We start from the raw sequence: 19,012 nt of genomic DNA, 5'->3' as shown, positions 1-19,012 counted from the left end.
TCTTGTCTTCACCCGACCCTTTCGGGCAGAGCGCATATGGGATTCTGCTTAGCCGCGAATCCCTTTGTTATCAAGCGAAAAGGCGGTTCAGCCTCATCTCAATCCATCGTTACTTGCGGGGGGATTTAAATGGTCGGAGTGGAGAGATTCGAACTCCCGACCCTCTGGTCCCAAACCAGATGCGCTACCAGACTGCGCTACACTCCGTACCCTTACGTCGACCTTCAGAAGATCGCGTCGCCCTGCATAGCAGAACGAGTGGGGAGATACACGGTTCGCCTCCATGCTGCAACAGCTAAAATGGTGTTGAAGCAACGATCCCGGGGGATAAACTCATTTGCCGAGCTTGGCGGAAATGGTGCCGCTCGTTACCTTGTCGCCGACGGCAAGGCCGAGCTTCTTCACAACGCCGCCATTCAACTCGATAACGTAGGCGATCGGACCGCCGGAACTGATGATCGCTTCCGAGAAGGGTACGGCATTTTCCTGGATATGGATGATGACGCCATTCCTGTCGAGGAAGAGCATATCCAGCGACAGCTTGGTGTTTTTCATCCACATCATCACAGGGCGCGATGTGCCGAAATCGAACAGCATGCCGTGATCGGCCGGCATCGTGTCGCGATACATCAGGCCGAATTCCAGCTGCGGTTCGGTCAGCGCCAATTCCACGGAGAACTTGTGCGTCTCACCCTTCGCGGTCTTGATCGATAAGGGTTCTGACTCAAACTTGACCGTTTGCTCGCTCGCGGTCTGCGCGGCAAAACTTGTCGGAACGGCACCGCAAACAAGAAAAAGCGCCAAAGCGGCGCTTTTGAAAACGGTAAAAAACGTTTCTCTGACCATGATCAGTGCGGCCGTGTCGCCGGGCTCGGCGCATCCGGATGGATTTCCGCCGCCATCAGCCCCTTATCGCCCGGTCCGAAGCGAACGAGAACCACCTGCCCCGGCCGCAACTCGGCGAGACCGAATCGGCGCAACGTTTCCATATGCACGAAGATGTCCTCAGTGCCCTCGCCGCGCGTCAGGAAACCAAAACCCTTGGTGCGGTTGAACCACTTGACCAAGGCGCGCTCAAGGCCGCTCGTCGCCGTGACCTGGACATGCGTGCGTACCGGCGGCATCTGCGACGGGTGCACGGCGGTCGACTGGTCCATCGAGAGGATCTTGAAGGCTTGATAACCGCGTTCGCGACGCTGGATTAGCGCGACGATCCGCGTGCCCTCGAGAATGGTCTGATAACCGTCGCGACGCAGACACGTCACATGCAACAAAACGTCCTGCATACCGTTATCCGGAACGATGAAGCCAAAACCTTTGGCGACGTCGAACCATTTTACGACACCTGAGATCTCGATAAGATCGACGGCTTCGCCCGATAACTCTCCGAAGTCGGCTATTCCCTTCGATGAAATTCTGTCACTCATCCTGGCCAGCCCTCGATTACGCGTCACACTGTTACGGTTAACTGATTCCTTGAAATCAAGTTTAACATCTTGGTAACCGAAATGCGCAAGTCCTAGTTTCGTTTATTCCCATCCTTAGATTATCAAGCCGAAGTCTTGCCTGAAGCTGGTGTCTCGTTTCATGATCGATCTAGAACAACATTAGAGAGGAAATAGAATGCGTTATCTCCACACCATGGTCCGCGTGACGGATCTCGACGCGTCGCTGCATTTTTATAGCACTCTATTCGGCCTCACCGAAACCCGCCGTTACGAAAACGAAAAAGGCCGATTCACGCTGGTTTTCCTGGCCGCCAGCGACGATGTCGAATCATCGCGCAACAGCGGAGCACCCAGCCTGGAGCTGACCTATAACTGGGATCCGGAGGAATATACCGGAGGACGCAACTTCGGTCACCTCGCGTATGAGGTCGACGACATCTATCAGACCTGTCAGACGCTCAAGGACAACGGCATCACGATCAACCGGCCGCCGCGCGACGGTCACATGGCTTTCGTGCGTTCACCGGACGGCATTTCCATCGAGATCCTGCAGAAGGGCGCCAATCTCGCGCCTGCCGAACCCTGGGCTTCGATGCAAAATACCGGCGCTTGGTAAAAGCAAGCTTTCGCGAGGCTTACGGCGTGCGCGGAACCATCGGTTTCGCGCTTGCCGGCCATACCCGCTCTCCTGCATGCTTGGACGACTCGAAGCATCATGCATCGGATTTCGCGGGGTCCCATCGTTCCCAGTCAGTGTCGCGCGATATCATCGTCCCTCGCAGGAGGCCGTTCCGGTGCACACTCTTTAAAGCGGGGAACATCCTTTGTGCGATCGGCAGATTCTATCCGGCAATGAGAAGCGCGCAAGCGCTATTGCAATCGCCCTCTCGTTTCTGATGCTCTCCGGCTGCGCGACGACGAGCGACAAGCCGAAGCTGGCAGCGGAGATCGCGCCACCACCCCAGAGCGCCGCCGAGCAGCTTGCCGATTCTCTCAACAGCAATGCCGAGGCGAAGCGGCTAAAAGGCGACGCCGCCTATCGTGATCCGCTGGTCCGCAGCGTGCATGACGTACGGCGGCAGATCGTCACCGAACAGGCGAACAATCAATCCGGCTACCCGCCTGCCCCAGTCACAGACACACCAACCGGCATCGCCGAGCTGGTGACGCAGCCGACGGCGGTGAATGCCAGCAGGAGCAGCATCTATGCGGCACCCGCCCCGATCGCCGTCAATCCGGATGGAACACTCGCGAACACGCAGCCCGGCAGCGCGCAACAGGGAATCACGCCGTTCATGCGCAGCGTCTACACCCTTCCGCCTGGTGCGGCACAGAACGTCGCACCGCCGCAGGGCGATGGCGGCATGCCTGTAGGCCGGACCTCCGAGGCCATGCTTCCGCCGCCCGTCATTCGTAACGCCGCGCCGACATCGACGAGCCCGATGAAGCCAACAGCAGACGCCACGCCCTCGAAAATCATGCCAGGCCCTGGCTCAACGGCCCACACGATCGACAGCAAGGAAGCGCTCATGCTGGCGCATATCGCCGCGTCGAAGGGCCAAGGACCGGGCGCCAAGTCGCTGATCACGCCGACGCAAGGCGCCTCGGGGCTTTGAGCCGCGCCCTCCGCAGATCTTCACAAGGCCCTGTTAAGGCAGGCTTATTCAAATTTAGCTGTAGGTTCATGCATCTGTCATTTTTTCGAAGAAAAAGCGAAATAGGCGCTTGCGGGAATGAAATCACCCCGCTATAAGCGCGCCACACAGCAGCACGCGCCCTTCGTCTATCGGTTAGGACGACAGATTTTCATTCTGTAAAGAGGGGTTCGACTCCCCTAGGGCGTGCCACTGTTGTTCTCCCCTTTACAACAATGCTTGATCCGCTTGCGACAGCTTTGCGCTATTCCTATATGATTGCGAGTGCGGCATGCGCCCTTCGTCTATCGGTTAGGACAACAGATTCTCATTCTGTAAAGAGGGGTTCGACTCCCCCTAGGGCGTACCAAACGGAACTGCCTCGAACTTTTCCACAATCGCCTCGAAAAATCTGCTTCTAGCCATGGTTTTTTCTCGATTTTCCGCTTGCGAGATCAAAAGGTGCTGACTATAAGGGCGCCACAGCACGCGCCCTTCGTCTATCGGTTAGGACGACAGATTTTCATTCTGTAAAGAGGGGTTCGACTCCCCCTAGGGCGTGCCACTGTCTTTCCCTTCGAAATCTTTGAATTTATGTCGCTATTTTCGCTCGACGGTCAAAACCATCGGCATAGCCCAGGTAGCACTTGATAGCGGCCACCTTAAGAGCCGAACCTCATCACCATACACTTGCGCTTCCCAGCGCGCGTAGAGTTTCCTCTGGAAACCCGGCAGCCGAACACTCTGGCAAGCAATCGGTCCACCATCGAAATTGAGTGCCATCTTCAGATCCAGAGGAGATTTTTTCAGAAACTCGGCCAATGGACCAAGCGGAAAGAATGCTTCCTTCGTCGTCCCGACGATGATGCGACCCGCGCCATCCTTGCCTACAAAGGTGCGATTGGCGAGCCAGCGGCTATTCGTTGTGACGTGGGTCTGTCCATCTGCGCCAATTAGAAGAGGGTAGGAAACCATGGCGTTTGCCGCGCCTGTCAACGCGGTTTGCCAATCCTGATGAGACAGATCCTTGATATCAGCAAAACCGTCGCCTGCGACAAAGGCTCCGGCCTTCGCATCGTACGTTGTCGGTCCCAGAGCGACGCCGTTACTTATGATCGGCGTATCGGGTTTGCCTTTCAGGTCATAGTAGCTGCCGTTAACGATGAGGATTGCGTTTGGTAGGGCCTGTTCCCACTCATCAATCCCCTTATCGCCGTTTGGCGCGTTTCTCGCCACAAAGCGGTAAAGCGTCGGGTCGATACGGTTCAGTAGTATACGGTCAACCTCATGGCCATTGACCATCACCGGCAGCTCCGCGACCTCGAAGCCCTTTTCGGGTTCTTGCCAAACCAGAGGTCCCGGTTGCGCGACGGGCTGCGGATCGCTCAGAGCAAGCCGCATAGACGATGACAAGCGTGAATCATCAGCCTTGATCGAGATCCAATAGGTGCCGCCGCGCCGGAAAAATGTGTTGAACCCGTAAGCGCCATTTCGCTCCCATACCCAACCCGCTGCGCCCATCGTTACCAGCAATATCAAGATAAAAATGGTGATAGAAAACTTAAACCTAAAAGACATAGCAACCATCCAAAAATCACGAAATTTATCGGTTGCAGTACTGACCGATGTAGATCGATATTTATTGAGAAATGGCGATAATTGGGGCGCGATTGGCGAATTCTGCTGGAATAATAATTCTCTAGTATTGCAGCATTCGGCGCCTACAGGGTCTTTTACTGCCTAAGGCGCCTTGGCCGCATCCGTGACACGCAGCTGGACGCGGCGGTTGCCCTGCCAGTGGTCGGCGCCGAGTGTGCCGGCGACGTGGATCTGTGATCCGCGGGACGACATCAGGAGTTCGCCGAGCGGCGTCTCGGCGGCGCGGAAGGCGATGCCGTCGAGGCGGCCGCCGTCCTGGGCTTCCAGCGTGATCTTGATGTGCGACTGACCGACGAGGCGCGAATCGCGCAGGCGATGGCTCGGCAGGGCGAAGATCGGCTGCGGATGGCCGGAACCATAGGGGCCGGCGGTTTCGAGCTGGTCGATCAGGTCCACGGTCGCGCCGCTGGCGCCGAGCGCGCCGTCTATCTTCAGAGTTTCGTTGGCAACGAGGCCGGGTACCTGCCTCTCTGTCTTCTCGGTAAAGAAGGCGCGCAGTTTTCCGAGATTGCCGCGCTCCACCGTCAGGCCCGCCGCCATGGCGTGGCCGCCGCCCTTGACGAGCAGACCGGCATCGACGGCGGCGCGCACCATGCGACCCATGTCGAAGCCATTGATGGAGCGTCCCGAACCCGTGCCCTTGCCGTTGGGATCGAAGGCGATCGCGAAGGCCGGGCGGCGGAATTTGTCCTTCAGACGCGAGGCAATCAGGCCGACGATACCCGGATGCCAATTCTCGCGGGCGGTGACGATGACGGAGGCCCCATCGCCATTGCCGTACTCCGCCAACGCCTCGGCTTCCGCCTCCTGCAGCATGGCGGCTTCCATGGCCTGGCGCTCGCGGTTCAGCTCGTCCAGCTTCTCGGCAATCGTCTCAGCTTCGCTGCTATCGTCGAGCGTCAGCAGGCGCGCGCCGAGTGCTGCATCGCCGATTCGGCCGCCGGCATTGATGCGCGGGCCGATCAGGAAGCCGAAATGATAGGGGGTCACCGGTCCGCCGAGCCCGGCCTTGCGGAAGAGTGCGGCGAGGCCGGGATTGCCTTGATGACGGGCGGCGATCAGGCCCTTGACGACATAGGCGCGGTTCAGCCCCTTCAGCGGTACGACATCGCAAACTGTCGCCAGCGCGACGATATCGAGCCAGGCCAGCAGATCGATGGTGCGGACGCGGGCATCGCCCGCCTCGCGCAATTGCCGCAAGGCGGCGACCAGAACCAGGAAGACGACGCCGGCGGCGCAGAGATGCCCCTGCCCCGACAGATCGTCCTCGCGATTCGGATTGACCAGCGCATGGCAATGCGGCAGCTCATGCGCAACCTGGTGGTGATCGATGACGACGACGTCGATGTTACGGGCCTTCGCCGCCTCCAGCGATTCGAAGCTGGTGGAGCCGCAGTCGACGGTGACGATCAGCGTCGCGCCATTGTCGATAAGCTGATTGATGGCAGCGGGGTTGGGGCCGTAGCCTTCAAAGATGCGGTCAGGAATATAGATGCTGGCCGGCATGCCGAAATGGGTGAGAAAGCGGTAGAGCAGCGCGGAAGACGCGGCGCCGTCGACGTCGTAGTCACCGAAGATCGCGACAGTCTCGCCCGCCTTGACGGCGCGCAGCAGGCGCTCAGCGGCCTTTTCGCAGTCGGTCAGCAGGTAGGGATCCGGCATCAGGCTACGGATGGTCGGATCGAGAAACGCCATGGCCTCGTCGACACCGACACCACGCCCGGCTAGGACGCGGGCGATCAGATCCGGCAGGCCGTGGGTCTGGGCCATGGCCAGTGCCCGGTTCTGGCCGGCCTGGTCGAGCCGGGAGACCCAGCGATTGCCGGAAACGGAGCGTTCGACGCCCAGAAATGCCCGCTGCACAGGATCTGCCGGTTGTTCCACCATATCTCCCAGAATTGGACGGCCCAGCTCCGCTTTTCCGGAACGGGCCGCGCGTCAGATTATTCCTTCGGCCGCTCGATGCGGATGACCTGCGGGTCGCCGACGAGATAACCCTCGGTCTTGATCGCAGCGACTGCCTTGCGCACCGAATCCTCCATCGTCGCATGGGTGACGAGGATGATCGTCTGATGGTGAGACGGCGACAGGTGCTGTGTCGAGCGCTGCACGATCGATTCCAGCGAAATGTTGTTTTCCGCCATGCGGGTCGCGACGCTTGCAAAAACGCCGGTGCGATCGAGAACGGTCAGGCGGATGAAGTAGCCGCCCTCGTGGCTCTGCATCTGCGCCTTGTGATAGGGTTCCAGCGCCTTGGCGGGATGGCCTAGTACCGGCACGCGCTGCGCACCCGGCTGGCTCTTGGCGATATCGGCGATATCACCCAGTACGGAAGAGGCTGTCGCATTGCCGCCGGCGCCGGGGCCGACCATCAGCAGTTCGCCGAGAATGTCGGATTCGATCGCCACGGCATTGGTGACGCCATCGACCTGAGCGATGACCGAATCAAGCGGTACCATCGTCGGATGCACGCGCTGTTCGATGCCAGTCTCGGTGCGCTGGGCGACGCCGAGCAGCTTGATGCGGTAACCGAGATCGGCAGCAGCACGGATATCCTCGATGGAGATATTGGTGATGCCCTCGAGATAGATGTCGTCAGCCGCAATGCGGTTACCGAACGCAAGCGTCGTCAGGATGGCGAGCTTGTGCGCCGTGTCGTTGCCCTCGATGTCGAAGGCCGGGTCGGCTTCGGCATAACCAAGGCGCTGGGCTTCCTTCAGGCAATCGGCAAAGGACAGGCCCTCCTTCTCCATCCGGGTCAGGATGTAGTTGCAGGTGCCGTTCATGATGCCGTAGACGCGCGAGATCGTATTGCCGGTCAAGGATTCACGCAGCGCCTTGATGACGGGAATGCCGCCGGCAACCGCCGCTTCGAAGTTGAGCAAAGCGCCCTTCTCTTCGGCAATCTCGGCAAGCTCGACGCCGTGATAGGCGAGCAGCGCCTTGTTGGCGGTTACGACGTGCAGGCCACGCGCAAGTGCCGCGCGCACGGCAGCGTTGGCAGCACCTTCGGAGCCGCCGATCAGTTCGACGAACACATCGATATCGGCCTTCTGCGCCAGATCGACCGGGCCACCGAACCATTCGATATCGGTGAGATCTATGCCGCGATCCTTGGTGCGATCGCGCGCCGTGACGGCGACGATCTTGATCGGGCGGCCGCAGGTAACGGCAAGCTCGTTGGCGCGGCTCTGAATGATACGAACGAGCGAGGCACCAACGGTACCCAAGCCCGCAACGCCGATTTTGAGGGCATCTGCCATGGATAGTTCCTGATCAATGTCTTGGGGCACGGCAGCCGAGGGAACGGCTGCCGCAAAAAATTAGGAGCGATGAGCGTTCAGCGAAACCACATTATGCAACGTGTCATCCGCGGTCGAGAGGAAGCGCTTCAGATTGCGCGCCGCCTGGCGGATGCGATGCTCGTTCTCGACAAGCGCGATACGAACGTAATCGTCGCCCATTTCACCGAAGCCGATGCCCGGAGCCACTGCGATATCGGCCTTCTCGACCAGCAACTTGGAGAACTCCAGCGAGCCGAGATGACGGAACTTCTCCGGGATCTTGGCCCAGGCGAACATGGTGGCTGCCGGCGGCGGAACCTCGAAGCCAGCCTTGCCGAAGCTGTCGACCAGCACGTCGCGGCGGCGCTTGTAGATGTTGCGCACTTCAATGATGTCGGAACCGTCGCCGTTCAAGGCATGCGTCGCCGCCACCTGGATCGGCGTGAAGGCGCCGTAATCGAGGTAGGATTTGACGCGCGTCAAGGCGGCGATCAGGCGCTCGTTGCCAACGGCAAAGCCCATGCGCCAGCCGGGCATGGAAAAAGTCTTCGACATTGAGGTGAACTCGACAGTGACGTCCATCGCGCCCGGCACTTCGAGAACTGACGGCGGCGGGGTGTCATCGAAGTAGATTTCCGAATAGGCGAGATCCGACAGAACGATGATGTCGTGCTTCTTGGCGAAGGCAACGACTTCCTTGTAGAAATCGAGCGTCGCGACATAGGCCGTCGGGTTGGACGGATAGTTGATGATCAGCGCCAGCGGCTTCGGAATCGAGTGGCGCACGGCACGCTCGAGCGGCGGAAAGAAGCTGTCGTCCGGCTCGACCTGCATCGAGCGAATGACGCCGCCTGCCATCAGGAAGCCGAAGGCATGGATCGGATAGGTCGGGTTCGGGCAGAGGATGACGTCGCCCGGCGCCGTGATCGCCTGCGCCATGTTGGCGAAGCCTTCCTTGGAACCGAGGGTGGCGACCACCTGCGTATCCGGATTGAGCTTCACGCCGAAACGGCGGGCGTAATAGGCGGCCTGCGCGCGGCGCAGACCCGGAATGCCCTTGGAGGAGGAATAGCGATGCGTGCGCGGGTCCTGAACCACTTCGCACAGCTTATCAACGATCGCCTTGGGGGTCGGAAGGTCCGGATTGCCCATGCCGAGGTCGATAATGTCGGCCCCGCCCGCTCGCGCGCTGGCCTTCAAACGGTTGACCTGTTCGAAGACGTAGGGCGGCAAACGCCGGACTTTATGAAACTCTTCCATTTATTTCCCCATGGGACAGCGGCCCTTGCAACCGCATGAAGTTCGTCGATCTCCCGGTGACCCGCGATACGAACTCCGGAATCGCGGCACCGCACTCAAGCTGACACGAAGGATACGGTGAATCTTGGGCGGCTAAGGACGCAAAGCGCTCTCAACCAGGAAGAAACATCGAAATTCGGCCTATCCGAACGCTTTGCGTCCAAATCGCCTGAAACGCAAGGTTAATTCTGCGTCTGGCCGGGCTGCCCGCCCTGTTGCTGAATTTCCGACAGCGTATTCTGGCCATGTTCAGCCGCAAGCTTGCGCATGTCGGCAACGCGCTTCTGGTATTCGGCTTCCGAAATCGTGCCGGCCTTGCGCTGCGCGCCGAGTGACGTCAACTGCTTGCCAATGTCGGATGCCTGCTGATCGTTGATCTGGACATTTGCCGCGGTCGGCGGAGCGTTGAAGGACGGATAGCCATCCTTGTAATGCTGCTGCGTGCTGCCCTCGTCGACGGGTTTGCCATCGACGGACCTGACCACCACGGCCTGCGGCGCTTGTTTGCGCTTGGCAAAGTCTGCTTTTTCTTCAGGGGTCGAGCAACCGGCAAGCGCCAGCGCAAGAATGCCGAACAAAGCACCGCTAAGTACGGAATACCGGTTTAGTCTTGCCACCATGCCGCCGTCCATATTGTCGTCCTGCCCTATTCCCTTGCCGTGGGATGCGACTGTTAAATTTGTCGCAGCGGCAAAGCAAGAGCAGGGATGCGTTTCATTCGACTTGTATTCCTTTTCCCGCAAGATGTACAAATGGAAAACAAAAGAGATTTGCCGCCGGGAGGATGATGCGTGACCGACAGCAAGCGGGATAAAACTGAAGGCAACGGCGCCTTTCCCGGCTTTGATCCGAAATCGGTCGAGCCCTACATCGTCAGGGATCCCGAGGCGATGGCCGTGAATTTTGCCCGTGCGCTGGAAAGCCTCGGCAAGGCCGCTTCCGCCTGGCTTGCGCCCCGCGAGCGCGGCGAGAAGGTCGATACCGTCGCCGACCCGGTCACCGATATGGTCAAGACGCTTTCCAAGATCGGCGAATACTGGCTTTCCGATCCGCGCCGGACGCTGGAGGCGCAAACTTACCTGCTGTCTGGCTATTTCGGCCTGTGGACGAAAACCATGCAGCGCCTCAGCAGCGATTCGCCTGCCGTGGCTGAAGCCGAGCCGGTCAAGGACAAGCGCTTTGCCGACGAGGACTGGCAGAAGAACCCCTTCTTCGATTTTCTGCGCCAGACCTACCTGCTGACCGCCGGCTGGGCGGAGAAGCTAGTCACCGACGCCGAAGGGCTGGACGAACACACACGCCACAAGGCTGCCTTCTACACCAAACAAATCACCGCAGCGCTGTCGCCTGCCAATTTCATCGCCACCAACCCGCAGCTCTACCGGGAAACGGTCGCCTCCAATGCGGAAAACCTGGTGCGCGGCATGAGGATGTTTGCCGAGGACATCAGCGCCGGCCAAGGCGAACTGCGCGTGCGCCAGACCGACATGACAAAATTCGCCGTCGGACGGGACATGGCGCTGACGCCGGGCAAAGTGATCGCGCAAAGCGATGTCTGCCAGGTGATCCAATACGAAGCGGCAACCGACAAGGTGCTGAAGCGACCCCTGCTGATCTGCCCGCCCTGGATCAACAAATTCTACATTCTCGATCTCAACCCGCAGAAATCCTTCATTAAATGGTGTGTCGACCAGGGGCACACCGTCTTCGTCATCTCCTGGGTGAATCCAGACCGCCGCCACGCGGCCAAGGACTGGACGTCCTATGCGCGCGAGGGCATCGATTTCGCACTGGAGACCGTCGAGAAGGCAACCGGTGAGACAGAAGTCAACGCTGTGGGATATTGCGTCGGCGGCACGCTGCTGGCGGCCACGCTCGCTTTGCATGCCAAGGAAAAAAACAAGCGTATCCGCACGGTGACGTTCCTGACAACGCAGGTCGATTTCACTTTTGCCGGCGACCTTAAAATCTTCGTCGACGAGGAGCAGATCGAGGCGCTGGAAGAGCAGATGAACGCGATCGGCTATCTCGAAGGCTCGAAGATGGCGGCAGCCTTCAACATGCTGCGCGCCTCGGAGCTGATCTGGCCTTACTTCGTCAACAGCTATCTGAAAGGCCAGGATCCTCTGCCCTTCGATCTCCTGTTCTGGAATGCAGATTCCACGCGAATGGCCGCCGCCAACCATTCGTTTTATCTGCGCAATTGCTATCTCGACAATGCGCTCAGCCAGGGCAAAATGGTGCTCGACGGTAAGAAACTGTCGCTGAAGGACGTCAAGATCCCCGTCTACAATCTGGCGACGCGCGAGGATCATATCGCACCGGCCAAATCGGTCTTCGTCGGCAGCGGGTTCTTTGGCGGGCCGGTGGAATTCGTCGTGACGGGCTCCGGCCATATCGCCGGCGTCGTCAACCCGCCGGACAAGCACAAATACCAGTTCTGGACCGGCGGGCCGATCAAGGGCGAATATGATCAATGGCTGACGGAAGCGAGCGAAACGCCCGGTTCCTGGTGGCCTCACTGGCATGCCTGGATACTGAAGCAGGACAGCCGCATGACTGCCCCCCGCAACCCCGGTGGTGCCGCCCTGAATGCCCTTGAGGAGGCACCTGGCAGCTTCGTGATGGAGCGCGCCTGAGCGGCAATATCCCATGCTCTTCAACCCGCCCCTCATTCCCGCGCGGCTGATCTCCCGCTACAAGCGCTTTCTCTTCGACGCTGAGCTGGAGAACGGTGAGATCATCACCGGCTCCTGCCCGAATACCGGCTCGATGCGGGGCCTGACGACGCCTGGGTCTCGTATTTGGCTGTCGGAACACGACGGTGCGAAGCGGAAATACCGCCATGTCTTCGAATTGATCGAGGCCGACGGCATCACGGTCGGGGTCAACACCGCAATGCCGAACCGAACGGCGGCGGAAGCCATTGCGCTTGGCCAAATCTCCGATCTCGGCAACTACGCAACGATGCGGCGCGAGCAGAATTACGGCCGCAACTCCCGCATCGACCTGCTCTTGACCGACCCGTTGCGGACAACCACCTATGTCGAGGTCAAGAATGTGCATTTCATGCGTCAACCGGGTCTTGCCGAGTTTCCCGATACGGTCACGGCGCGTGGTGCCAAGCATCTCGAAGAGCTAGGCGATATGGCTGAGGCGGGATACCGCGCCGTCATGCTATTCGTGATCCAACGGCACGATTGCTATCGTTTTCGCGTCTGTGGCGATCTCGATGTCGTCTACGCCGCCGCGTTCCAGCGGGCCTTGAAGCGCGGTGTCGAAGTCTACGCGCTGAAATGCAGGGTTTCGCCCACGGAAATAACGCCTGCAGGGTTGATCCCGATAGACGAACCCGGCATAGCTGCATTAAATACCAAGTATAAAATTTCTGCTGAAGGCTGATCATGGTGAACTACATTGAGGCGGCGACTGCGCCGGCGAAAAATACGGGCGCGATCCGCCTCTACGGGCCGGATGCCTTCGCGGGGATGCGCAAGGCTTGCCAGCTCACCGCCCGCTGCCTCGACGAACTCGCCGCAATCGTTGCGCCCGGCGTGGCGACCGACATCATCGACCGCTTCGTCTTCGAATTTGGCATGGATCACGGCGCCTATCCGGCGACGCTGAATTATCGCGGCTATACGAAATCCTCCTGCACCTCGATCAACCACGTCGTTTGCCACGGCATTCCCAACGACAAGCCGCTGCGCGACGGCGATATCGTCAATATCGATGTGACCTATGTGCTCGATGGCTGGCATGGCGATTCCAGCCGTATGTATCCGGTCGGCGAAATCAGGCGCTCGGCGGAGCGGCTGCTGGAAGTGACTTACGAATCGCTGATGCGCGGCATCGCCGTCGTACGTCCCGGCACCCGGACCGGCGCCATCGGCGAAGCGATCCAGACCTTTGCCGAGACGGAGCGCTGCTCCGTCGTTCGCGACTTCTGCGGCCACGGCGTCGGCAGCCTCTTTCATGATTCTCCGAACATCCTGCACTACGGCCGCGCCAGCGAAGGCCCAGAAATGCGCGAAGGCATGATCTTTACCATCGAGCCGATGATCAATCTCGGCCGGCCGCATGTGAAGGTGCTCGGTGATGGCTGGACGGCTGTCACCCGTGACCGGTCGCTCTCGGCGCAGTACGAACATACCATCGGCATCACGGCCACGGGCTGCGAGATCTTCACCCTGTCGCCCGGCGGCCTAGACCGTCCCGGCCTTCCGCCGCAGCAGGCATAGTTCATGGCGAAACGCCCCGCTCCTTCCTCCGGACATGGTGACATGCCCTTCGATGGCAGCGGGGCGACGGATGGGCTTGAGGACGCATCGCTTTTCGACGAGCGGCTGTTTTTCGCCCCTCAAACCGCCAAGTCCACCCGAGGCGACAAACCGGCGAAACCGCCAAGCACGCCGGCCACGCCCGAGGCCCATTATCACGGCCATCGCGAGCGCCTGCGCAATCGGTATCGCGACAGCGGCGATACGGCGCTCGCCGATTACGAAATCCTCGAGCTGCTGCTCTTCAGGCTCATTCCTCGCCGCGATACCAAGCCGATCGCCAAGGCACTACTTGCACGCTTCGGCACGCTCGGCGGCGTCTTCGGTGCATCGACCAAGCTGCTGCAAGAGGTGAGCGGCGTTGGCGAAGCCGTGGCGCTGGACCTGAAGCTGGTGGCAAGCGTTGCGCAGCGCATGCTGAAGAGCGAACTGACGGGCAAACCGCTGCTTTCCTCCTGGAAAGCCCTGATCGACTATTGCCACACCGCGATGGCGCACGAGACGCGTGAACAATTCCGCATCCTGTTTCTCGACAAGCGCAACGCCCTTATCGCCGATGAAGTGCAGGGCCTGGGCACGGTCGACCATACGCCGGTCTATCCGCGCGAGGTGGTCCGGCGAGCGCTCGAACTCTCTGCCACGGCCGTGATTCTCGTCCACAATCACCCTTCGGGCGACCCCACGCCCTCGCGCGCCGACATCGATATGACGAAGACGATCGTCGAGACCGCGCGCCCCTTGGGCATCGCCGTTCACGATCATATTATCATCGGCAAGAACGGCCACGTCAGTTTCAAGGCGCTCAGATTGTTCTAATCGCCCCCATCGGCATAAGAAGATACATTAGAATATAATCATATCATCTTGTTTCCGATGATGCTTTCCGCGCGAATAGTGCCGCCGGATGCCGACGAATTATTCCGTCTATTCTCCGCGATCTCCGTTTTCATTTTTCAGGTAGGCGTCAGGATGATCTGACAAAAGGACGATGCTTCGACATCGGCGTGACTGCCGAAGGAAGCCGTTGTTTTGATTGCGCCTTGTCATTCCTGGTTGAACGCTCCCGGAGACTACATGCCGAAGACCCCATCGCCGCTCTTTCGTCGCTTGCGCCGTATCGGTCGCGGTGCGCTGCTCACAACTGCCCCCTTTGCGCTGATCGCCAGCGGCTTCTATGCCCATATGCTCTGGACGACGAACTTCCATCCGGTCATCGCGGGTCAGGTCTATCGCTCTTCCCAACCGTCAGCGGCAACGATCGCCGAATTGCAGAAGCAATATGGCATCAAGACCATCATCAACCTGCGCGGCAATAATACCGGCCACGCCTGGTATGACAGCGAAGTCGCCCAGGCCAAGGAACTGAATATCGATCATATCGATTTCCGCATGTCCTCCGGGCATGAGCTGACGCAAGCTCAGGCCGCCCAACTGGTCGAGATCATGCGTGATGCACCGAAGCCGTTATTGATCCACTGCCAGGCGGGTTCAGACCGCACCGGACTGGCTTCAGCCCTCTATCTCGCCGCGATTGCCAAGACCGGCGAAGCGATTGCGGAGGACCAGATGTCGATCATTTACGGGCACCTGCCGTTTTCCTTCACCCGTGCCTATGCGATGGATCGGACGTTTGAAAAGCTGGAGCCGTGGCTCGGCCTTTCAAACTCCTGAGTATCGGACCTTTCCCGTTAGATAATCTGTAACATTGAGCAGCTACCGGTTGACGGACAGCATGTTGCATTGCGACATTGATTCCGTAATCAAACATCCGAGGCTTCCCGATGGACCAATTCGATCTCCTCGTCGTGGGCAGTGGCCCTGCCGGCCGCAGAGGCGCCATTCAGGCCGCCAAGCTCGGCAAGAAGGTTCTTGTGATCGAACAGGGCAAGCGTGTGGGCGGTGTTTCCGTTCACACCGGCACCATTCCGTCCAAGACACTGCGCGAGACCGCCCTCAACCTCTCCGGCTGGCGCGAGCGCGGCTTCTATGGCCGCGCCTATCGGGTCAAGCAGGAGATCAGCGCCGAGGACCTGCGCCGCCGCCTGCTGATCACGCTGGATCATGAAGTTGAGGTGCTGGAGCATCAGTTCGCCCGCAATCGCGTCCAGCATATCCGCGGCAAGGCGAGCTTCATCGATCCCCAGACGATGCAGGTCGTCAAGGACGATGGCGAAATCATTCATGTCTCCGGCACCAGCATCCTGCTCGCGGTCGGCACCAAGCCATTCCGGCCGGACTACATGCCCTTCGACGGCAAGACTGTTCTCGACAGCGACGAGTTGCTGGAGATTGAGACACTGCCCCGCTCGATGGTCGTCATCGGCGCTGGCGTCATCGGCATCGAATATGCGACGATCTTCAGCGCGCTCGACACACAGGTGACGCTGATCGATCCGAAGTCGACCATGCTCGACTTCATCGACAAGGAGATTGTCGAGGATTTCATCTACCAGCTTCGCGACCGCAACATGAAGCTGCTGCTGGGGCAGAAGGCCGAAAAGGTCGTCCACCAGGACGGCAAGGTGGAATTGACGCTCGACAATGGCCGACGCCTCGTCACCGACATGGTGCTGTTTGCCGCCGGCCGCATGGGCGCCACCGACACGCTGAACCTCGCCGCCGCCGGGCTTGAGGCCGACAGTCGCGGCCGCCTCAGCGTCAATCCCGAAACCTTTGCCACCAAGGTTCCCCATATCTTCGCCGCCGGCGACGTCGTGGGCTTCCCGAGCCTTGCTTCCACCTCGATGGAACAGGGCCGTATCGCTGCCCGCGTCGCCGTCGGCGCCATCGCCAAGGAGCCGCCGAAATACTTCCCCTATGGCATCTACGCCGTACCGGAAATCTCCACCTGTGGCCTCTCCGAGGAAGAGGTCAAGGAACGCCACATTCCCTATGAATGCGGCATCGCTCGTTTCCGCGAGACGTCCCGCGGCCATATCATGGGCCTCGACACTGGCCTCTTAAAGATGATTTTCTCACTAAAGACCCGCCGCCTGCTCGGCGTCCATATCGTCGGCGAAGGGGCGACCGAACTCGTCCATATCGGCCAGGCCGTGCTGAACCTCAAAGGCACGGTCGAATATTTCGTCGAAAATACCTTCAACTATCCGACGCTCGCCGAAGCTTACAAAATCGCGGGTCTGGATGCGTGGAACCGCATGGGTGACATCAAGTCGGAGCTTTGAGGGGTTTTGCGGGTGATCCCGGCAATTGCGGAATAGTCCCCTCTCCCCGTAAAACGGGGAGAGGGTTAGGGTGAGGGGCCGTTCACGGGGACAGTCAATTGCGTGGTCCTAAATCAGAAACAACACAACGAGCCCGTATTCTGCGCCAATCAGATAATGACGCGGAAGCAAAGCTATGGTCCGAATTGCGCGACCGCCGTTTGAACGGCTTGAAGTTTGTCCGGCAGTATCCCGTAGGGCCTTACTTTGCCGATTTTGCCTGCCGTGAAGGGCTCCTCGTGGTCGAAGTTGATGGCGCATCGCACGTCAACAACTCCCGGGATCGCCGACGTGATGCCTTTATGAATAGCGAAGGCTGGTCCGTTATCCGGTTTAAGGATGTCGACGTGTTGAGGATAACTCCATCGATTTTGGCGACTATTCTTGCGATTTGCGATGGCCGCCTTGTCGACGCGGTTGAAACGTCTGATCTGCGCTTCGCACCCGCGCCGAGATCTTAGGCTTCAGTTTTCGCGGATACCCCTAAGCCCCTCACCCCAACCCTCTCCCCGTCTTACGGAGAGAGGGAGTTTTTCTTTTCCCTTATCAACCCAACGAAAAAGGCCCCACCGCGAACGGCAGGGCCTTAAATGATTTCGAAAAACTGCCTGATTACTCGGCGCTGTCTTCAGCAGCCTTCTTCTTCGGAGCAGCCTTCTTTTTCGGAGCGGCAGCTTCTTCGCCTTCAGCAGCGGCTTCCGTTGCTTCGGCCTTGGCAGGCTTTTTCTTCGGAGCAGCCTTCTTTGCAGCCGGCTTGTCTTCGGATTCGTCGTCAGCCAGAAGCGCTTCCTTGGAAACGGTCTTGTCGGTGACGTCGACTTCGGTCAGCAGGTGGTCGATGACCTTTTCTTCGAAGATCGGCGCGCGCAGGTTGGCGGAAGCGCCAGGCGTGTTGCGGAAGAAGTCCAGGATTTCCTTTTCCTGGCCCGGGAACTGCTGGAGCTGAGCGTAGAGCGCGCGCTGCAGTTCGTCTTCGCTGACTTCAACGCCGGCCTTTTCGCCGATTTCGGAGAGAACGAGGCCGAGGCGAACGCGGCGTTCAGCCAGCTTGCGGTACTCTTCGCGAGCCTTTTCTTCCGTCGTGTCTTCGTCTTCGAAGGTCTTGCCCGATTCGGCGAGGTCAGTCTGGATCTGGCGCCAGATGCTGGCGAATTCGGCATCAACCAGCTTCTGCGGCGTGTCGAACTGATACATCTCGTCGAGCTGGTCGAGGATCTGACGCTTGACCTTCTGACGGGTAACCGAGCCGTACTGGCTTTCGATCTGGCCGCGGACGATTTCCTTCAGGCGGTCAGCCGATTCGAGGCCGAGCTTGGAGGCGAGTTCGTCGTTGATTTCGACTTCGCCCGGAGCTGCGACTTCCTTGACGGTGATGTCGAAGGTGGCTTCCTTGCCGGCGAGGTTCTTGGCCGGATATTCAGCCGGGAACGTCACGGTGATGACCTTTTCATCGCCAGCCTTGACGCCGACGAGCTGCTCTTCGAAGCCTGGGATGAAGCGGTTCGAGCCGATAACCAGCTGAGAGTCTTCGTCCTTGCCGCCGTCGAAGGCTACGCCGTCAACCTTGCCGAGGTAGTCGATGGTGACGCGGTCGCCGTCGGCGGCCTTGCCCTTCTTTTCCTCGTAGCTGCGAGCGCTTTCAGCGATCTTCAGGATCTGCTCGGTGACTTCGTCTTCGCCGATCTCGGCAACTTCGCGCGTGATCTTGACGCCCTTGACCGACTTCAGTTCGATCGCCGGGATGACTTCGTAGGAGAGCGTGAATTCGAAATCGGCCTCAGCGGCGAGGATCTTTTCAGCCTCGTCCTTGTCTTCGGTCATGGCGACTTCCGGCTGCGTGGCCGACTTTTCGCCGCGCTCGGTCAGAATTGCCGGCGGCTGGTCGCGAACGATCTCGTTGACGAGGTCGGCCATGATCGACTTGCCATAGACCTTCTTCAGGTGCGTAAAAGGTACCTTGCCTGGACGGAAGCCGTTGATACGGACCTTGTCCTTGACCTCGGCCAGGCGCTCGTTCATGCGGCCTTCCATGTCCTTGGCGGAGATGACCACCTTGATTTCGCGCTTCAGCCCTTCAGCGAGCGTTTCGATAACCTGCATTGTCCTACCTTCATTCTGGCGGCCGTGCCCAGACAGCCGTTCGTTACGATGAGCACGACGCCGGAAAATCCCGAGCGTGGCTTG

17 protein-coding genes and 4 tRNA genes are annotated in these 19,012 nt (G+C 59.5%); 12 read left to right on the top strand and 9 right to left on the bottom strand.

Annotated elements, in window-relative coordinates:
- Positions 1-130: 130 nt before the first annotated feature.
- From HB780_RS15060 to HB780_RS15050, 3 genes are all read right to left on the bottom strand, one after another.
- A tRNA-Pro gene (locus HB780_RS15060) sits at positions 131-207 on the bottom strand.
- A gap of 126 nt (positions 208-333) precedes the next feature.
- A complete protein-coding gene (locus HB780_RS15055) occupies positions 334-846 on the bottom strand; it encodes a DUF192 domain-containing protein (protein ID WP_183693085.1) in 513 nt (170 codons plus the stop codon).
- A 2-nt stretch (positions 847-848) separates the two neighbouring features.
- On the bottom strand, positions 849-1,427 hold the full coding sequence (locus tag HB780_RS15050) for a cold-shock protein (RefSeq protein WP_183693083.1): 579 nt from the start codon (positions 1,425-1,427) through the stop codon (positions 849-851).
- A gap of 196 nt (positions 1,428-1,623) precedes the next feature.
- On the opposite strand from HB780_RS15050, the gene HB780_RS15045 reads away from it, so the two are divergent.
- The 5 genes from HB780_RS15045 to HB780_RS15025 all read left to right on the top strand — a co-directional run bounded on the left by HB780_RS15045 (position 1,624) and on the right by HB780_RS15025 (position 3,647).
- On the top strand, positions 1,624-2,064 hold the full coding sequence (locus HB780_RS15045; protein WP_183693081.1) for a VOC family protein: 441 nt from the start codon (positions 1,624-1,626) through the stop codon (positions 2,062-2,064).
- Between the two features lie 208 nt (positions 2,065-2,272).
- The gene (locus HB780_RS15040) at positions 2,273-3,064 is read left to right on the top strand and encodes a hypothetical protein (RefSeq protein WP_183693079.1); all 792 of its coding nucleotides are present in this window, start codon (positions 2,273-2,275) and stop codon (positions 3,062-3,064) included.
- Positions 3,065-3,220: 156 nt separating this feature from the next.
- Positions 3,221-3,295, top strand: a tRNA-Glu gene (locus HB780_RS15035).
- An 81-nt stretch (positions 3,296-3,376) separates the two neighbouring features.
- A tRNA-Glu gene (locus HB780_RS15030) sits at positions 3,377-3,452 on the top strand.
- Between the two features lie 119 nt (positions 3,453-3,571).
- Positions 3,572-3,647 (top strand) — tRNA-Glu (locus HB780_RS15025).
- A 35-nt stretch (positions 3,648-3,682) separates the two neighbouring features.
- Here the strand turns inward: HB780_RS15025 and HB780_RS15020 are convergent.
- The 5 genes from HB780_RS15020 to HB780_RS15000 all read right to left on the bottom strand — a co-directional run bounded on the left by HB780_RS15020 (position 3,683) and on the right by HB780_RS15000 (position 9,956).
- Positions 3,683-4,660: a phosphodiester glycosidase family protein gene (locus tag HB780_RS15020; protein ID WP_183693077.1), complete on the bottom strand. Its 978-nt coding sequence runs from the start codon at positions 4,658-4,660 to the stop codon at positions 3,683-3,685.
- 162 nt (positions 4,661-4,822) lie between these two features.
- Positions 4,823-6,628, bottom strand: a complete 1,806-nt coding sequence (recJ, locus tag HB780_RS15015) for a single-stranded-DNA-specific exonuclease RecJ (RefSeq protein WP_183693075.1) — start codon at positions 6,626-6,628, stop codon at positions 4,823-4,825.
- A 56-nt stretch (positions 6,629-6,684) separates the two neighbouring features.
- Positions 6,685-8,004, bottom strand: coding sequence for a homoserine dehydrogenase (locus tag HB780_RS15010; RefSeq protein WP_183693073.1), 1,320 nt, complete (start codon positions 8,002-8,004; stop codon positions 6,685-6,687).
- A gap of 60 nt (positions 8,005-8,064) precedes the next feature.
- Positions 8,065-9,285 (bottom strand): LL-diaminopimelate aminotransferase, encoded by a 1,221-nt coding sequence (locus tag HB780_RS15005; protein WP_183693071.1) that lies wholly within the window; start codon positions 9,283-9,285, stop codon positions 8,065-8,067.
- Positions 9,286-9,506: 221 nt separating this feature from the next.
- Positions 9,507-9,956 carry a hypothetical protein gene (locus HB780_RS15000; protein WP_183693069.1) on the bottom strand — a complete coding sequence of 150 codons (450 nt, stop codon included), beginning with the start codon at positions 9,954-9,956 and terminating at the stop codon, positions 9,507-9,509.
- Positions 9,957-10,115: 159 nt separating this feature from the next.
- Between HB780_RS15000 and phaC the strand changes: the two genes are divergently transcribed.
- From phaC to HB780_RS14965, 7 genes are all read left to right on the top strand, one after another.
- Positions 10,116-11,963 carry a class I poly(R)-hydroxyalkanoic acid synthase gene (gene phaC, locus HB780_RS14995; protein WP_183693067.1) on the top strand — a complete coding sequence of 616 codons (1,848 nt, stop codon included), beginning with the start codon at positions 10,116-10,118 and terminating at the stop codon, positions 11,961-11,963.
- Positions 11,964-11,976: 13 nt separating this feature from the next.
- Positions 11,977-12,726, top strand: a complete 750-nt coding sequence (sfsA, locus tag HB780_RS14990) for a DNA/RNA nuclease SfsA (protein WP_183693065.1) — start codon at positions 11,977-11,979, stop codon at positions 12,724-12,726.
- Between the two features lie 2 nt (positions 12,727-12,728).
- Positions 12,729-13,565 (top strand): type I methionyl aminopeptidase, encoded by an 837-nt coding sequence (gene map / locus HB780_RS14985; RefSeq protein ID WP_183693063.1) that lies wholly within the window; start codon positions 12,729-12,731, stop codon positions 13,563-13,565.
- 3 nt (positions 13,566-13,568) lie between these two features.
- Positions 13,569-14,420, top strand: a complete 852-nt coding sequence (gene radC, locus HB780_RS14980; RefSeq protein ID WP_183693061.1) for a RadC family protein — start codon at positions 13,569-13,571, stop codon at positions 14,418-14,420.
- A gap of 258 nt (positions 14,421-14,678) precedes the next feature.
- Entirely contained in the window at positions 14,679-15,275 is a 597-nt protein-coding gene (locus HB780_RS14975) for a dual specificity protein phosphatase family protein (protein WP_183693060.1), read from the top strand.
- Between the two features lie 110 nt (positions 15,276-15,385).
- Entirely contained in the window at positions 15,386-16,789 is a 1,404-nt protein-coding gene (gene sthA / locus HB780_RS14970) for a Si-specific NAD(P)(+) transhydrogenase (RefSeq protein WP_183693058.1), read from the top strand.
- A 98-nt stretch (positions 16,790-16,887) separates the two neighbouring features.
- On the top strand, positions 16,888-17,289 hold the full coding sequence (locus tag HB780_RS14965; RefSeq protein WP_183693056.1) for an endonuclease domain-containing protein: 402 nt from the start codon (positions 16,888-16,890) through the stop codon (positions 17,287-17,289).
- A 151-nt stretch (positions 17,290-17,440) separates the two neighbouring features.
- Here the strand turns inward: HB780_RS14965 and tig are convergent, their stop codons facing one another.
- Positions 17,441-18,928 carry a trigger factor gene (gene tig / locus HB780_RS14960; RefSeq protein ID WP_183693054.1) on the bottom strand — a complete coding sequence of 496 codons (1,488 nt, stop codon included), beginning with the start codon at positions 18,926-18,928 and terminating at the stop codon, positions 17,441-17,443.
- Between the last annotated feature and the right edge of the window lie 84 nt (positions 18,929-19,012).

Origin of the sequence: Rhizobium lusitanum, from assembly GCF_014189535.1 — a bacterium.
GTDB lineage: Bacteria > Pseudomonadota > Alphaproteobacteria > Rhizobiales > Rhizobiaceae > Rhizobium > Rhizobium lusitanum_C.
Note: the sequence above shows the minus strand (reverse complement) of the source record. Positions and strands in the feature narration are given on the sequence as shown.

Excerpts from the sequence above, each read along its gene's own strand:
- sfsA (WP_183693065.1), top strand. The coding sequence starts at position 11,977 with ATGCTCTTCAACCCGCCCCTCATTCCCGCGCGGCTGATCTCCCGCTAC.
- sthA (WP_183693058.1), top strand. The coding sequence starts at position 15,386 with ATGGACCAATTCGATCTCCTCGTCGTGGGCAGTGGCCCTGCCGGCCGC.
- map (WP_183693063.1), top strand. The coding sequence starts at position 12,729 with ATGGTGAACTACATTGAGGCGGCGACTGCGCCGGCGAAAAATACGGGC.
- HB780_RS15055 (WP_183693085.1), bottom strand. The coding sequence starts at position 846 with ATGGTCAGAGAAACGTTTTTTACCGTTTTCAAAAGCGCCGCTTTGGCG.
- HB780_RS15000 (WP_183693069.1), bottom strand. The coding sequence starts at position 9,956 with ATGGACGGCGGCATGGTGGCAAGACTAAACCGGTATTCCGTACTTAGC.
- HB780_RS14975 (WP_183693060.1), top strand. The coding sequence starts at position 14,679 with ATGCCGAAGACCCCATCGCCGCTCTTTCGTCGCTTGCGCCGTATCGGT.
- HB780_RS15010 (WP_183693073.1), bottom strand. The coding sequence starts at position 8,004 with ATGGCAGATGCCCTCAAAATCGGCGTTGCGGGCTTGGGTACCGTTGGT.
- HB780_RS15005 (WP_183693071.1), bottom strand. The coding sequence starts at position 9,285 with ATGGAAGAGTTTCATAAAGTCCGGCGTTTGCCGCCCTACGTCTTCGAA.
- tig (WP_183693054.1), bottom strand. The coding sequence starts at position 18,928 with ATGCAGGTTATCGAAACGCTCGCTGAAGGGCTGAAGCGCGAAATCAAG.
- HB780_RS15045 (WP_183693081.1), top strand. The coding sequence starts at position 1,624 with ATGCGTTATCTCCACACCATGGTCCGCGTGACGGATCTCGACGCGTCG.
- recJ (WP_183693075.1), bottom strand. The coding sequence starts at position 6,628 with ATGGTGGAACAACCGGCAGATCCTGTGCAGCGGGCATTTCTGGGCGTC.
- HB780_RS15050 (WP_183693083.1), bottom strand. The coding sequence starts at position 1,427 with ATGAGTGACAGAATTTCATCGAAGGGAATAGCCGACTTCGGAGAGTTA.
- HB780_RS15020 (WP_183693077.1), bottom strand. The coding sequence starts at position 4,660 with ATGTCTTTTAGGTTTAAGTTTTCTATCACCATTTTTATCTTGATATTG.
- radC (WP_183693061.1), top strand. The coding sequence starts at position 13,569 with ATGGCGAAACGCCCCGCTCCTTCCTCCGGACATGGTGACATGCCCTTC.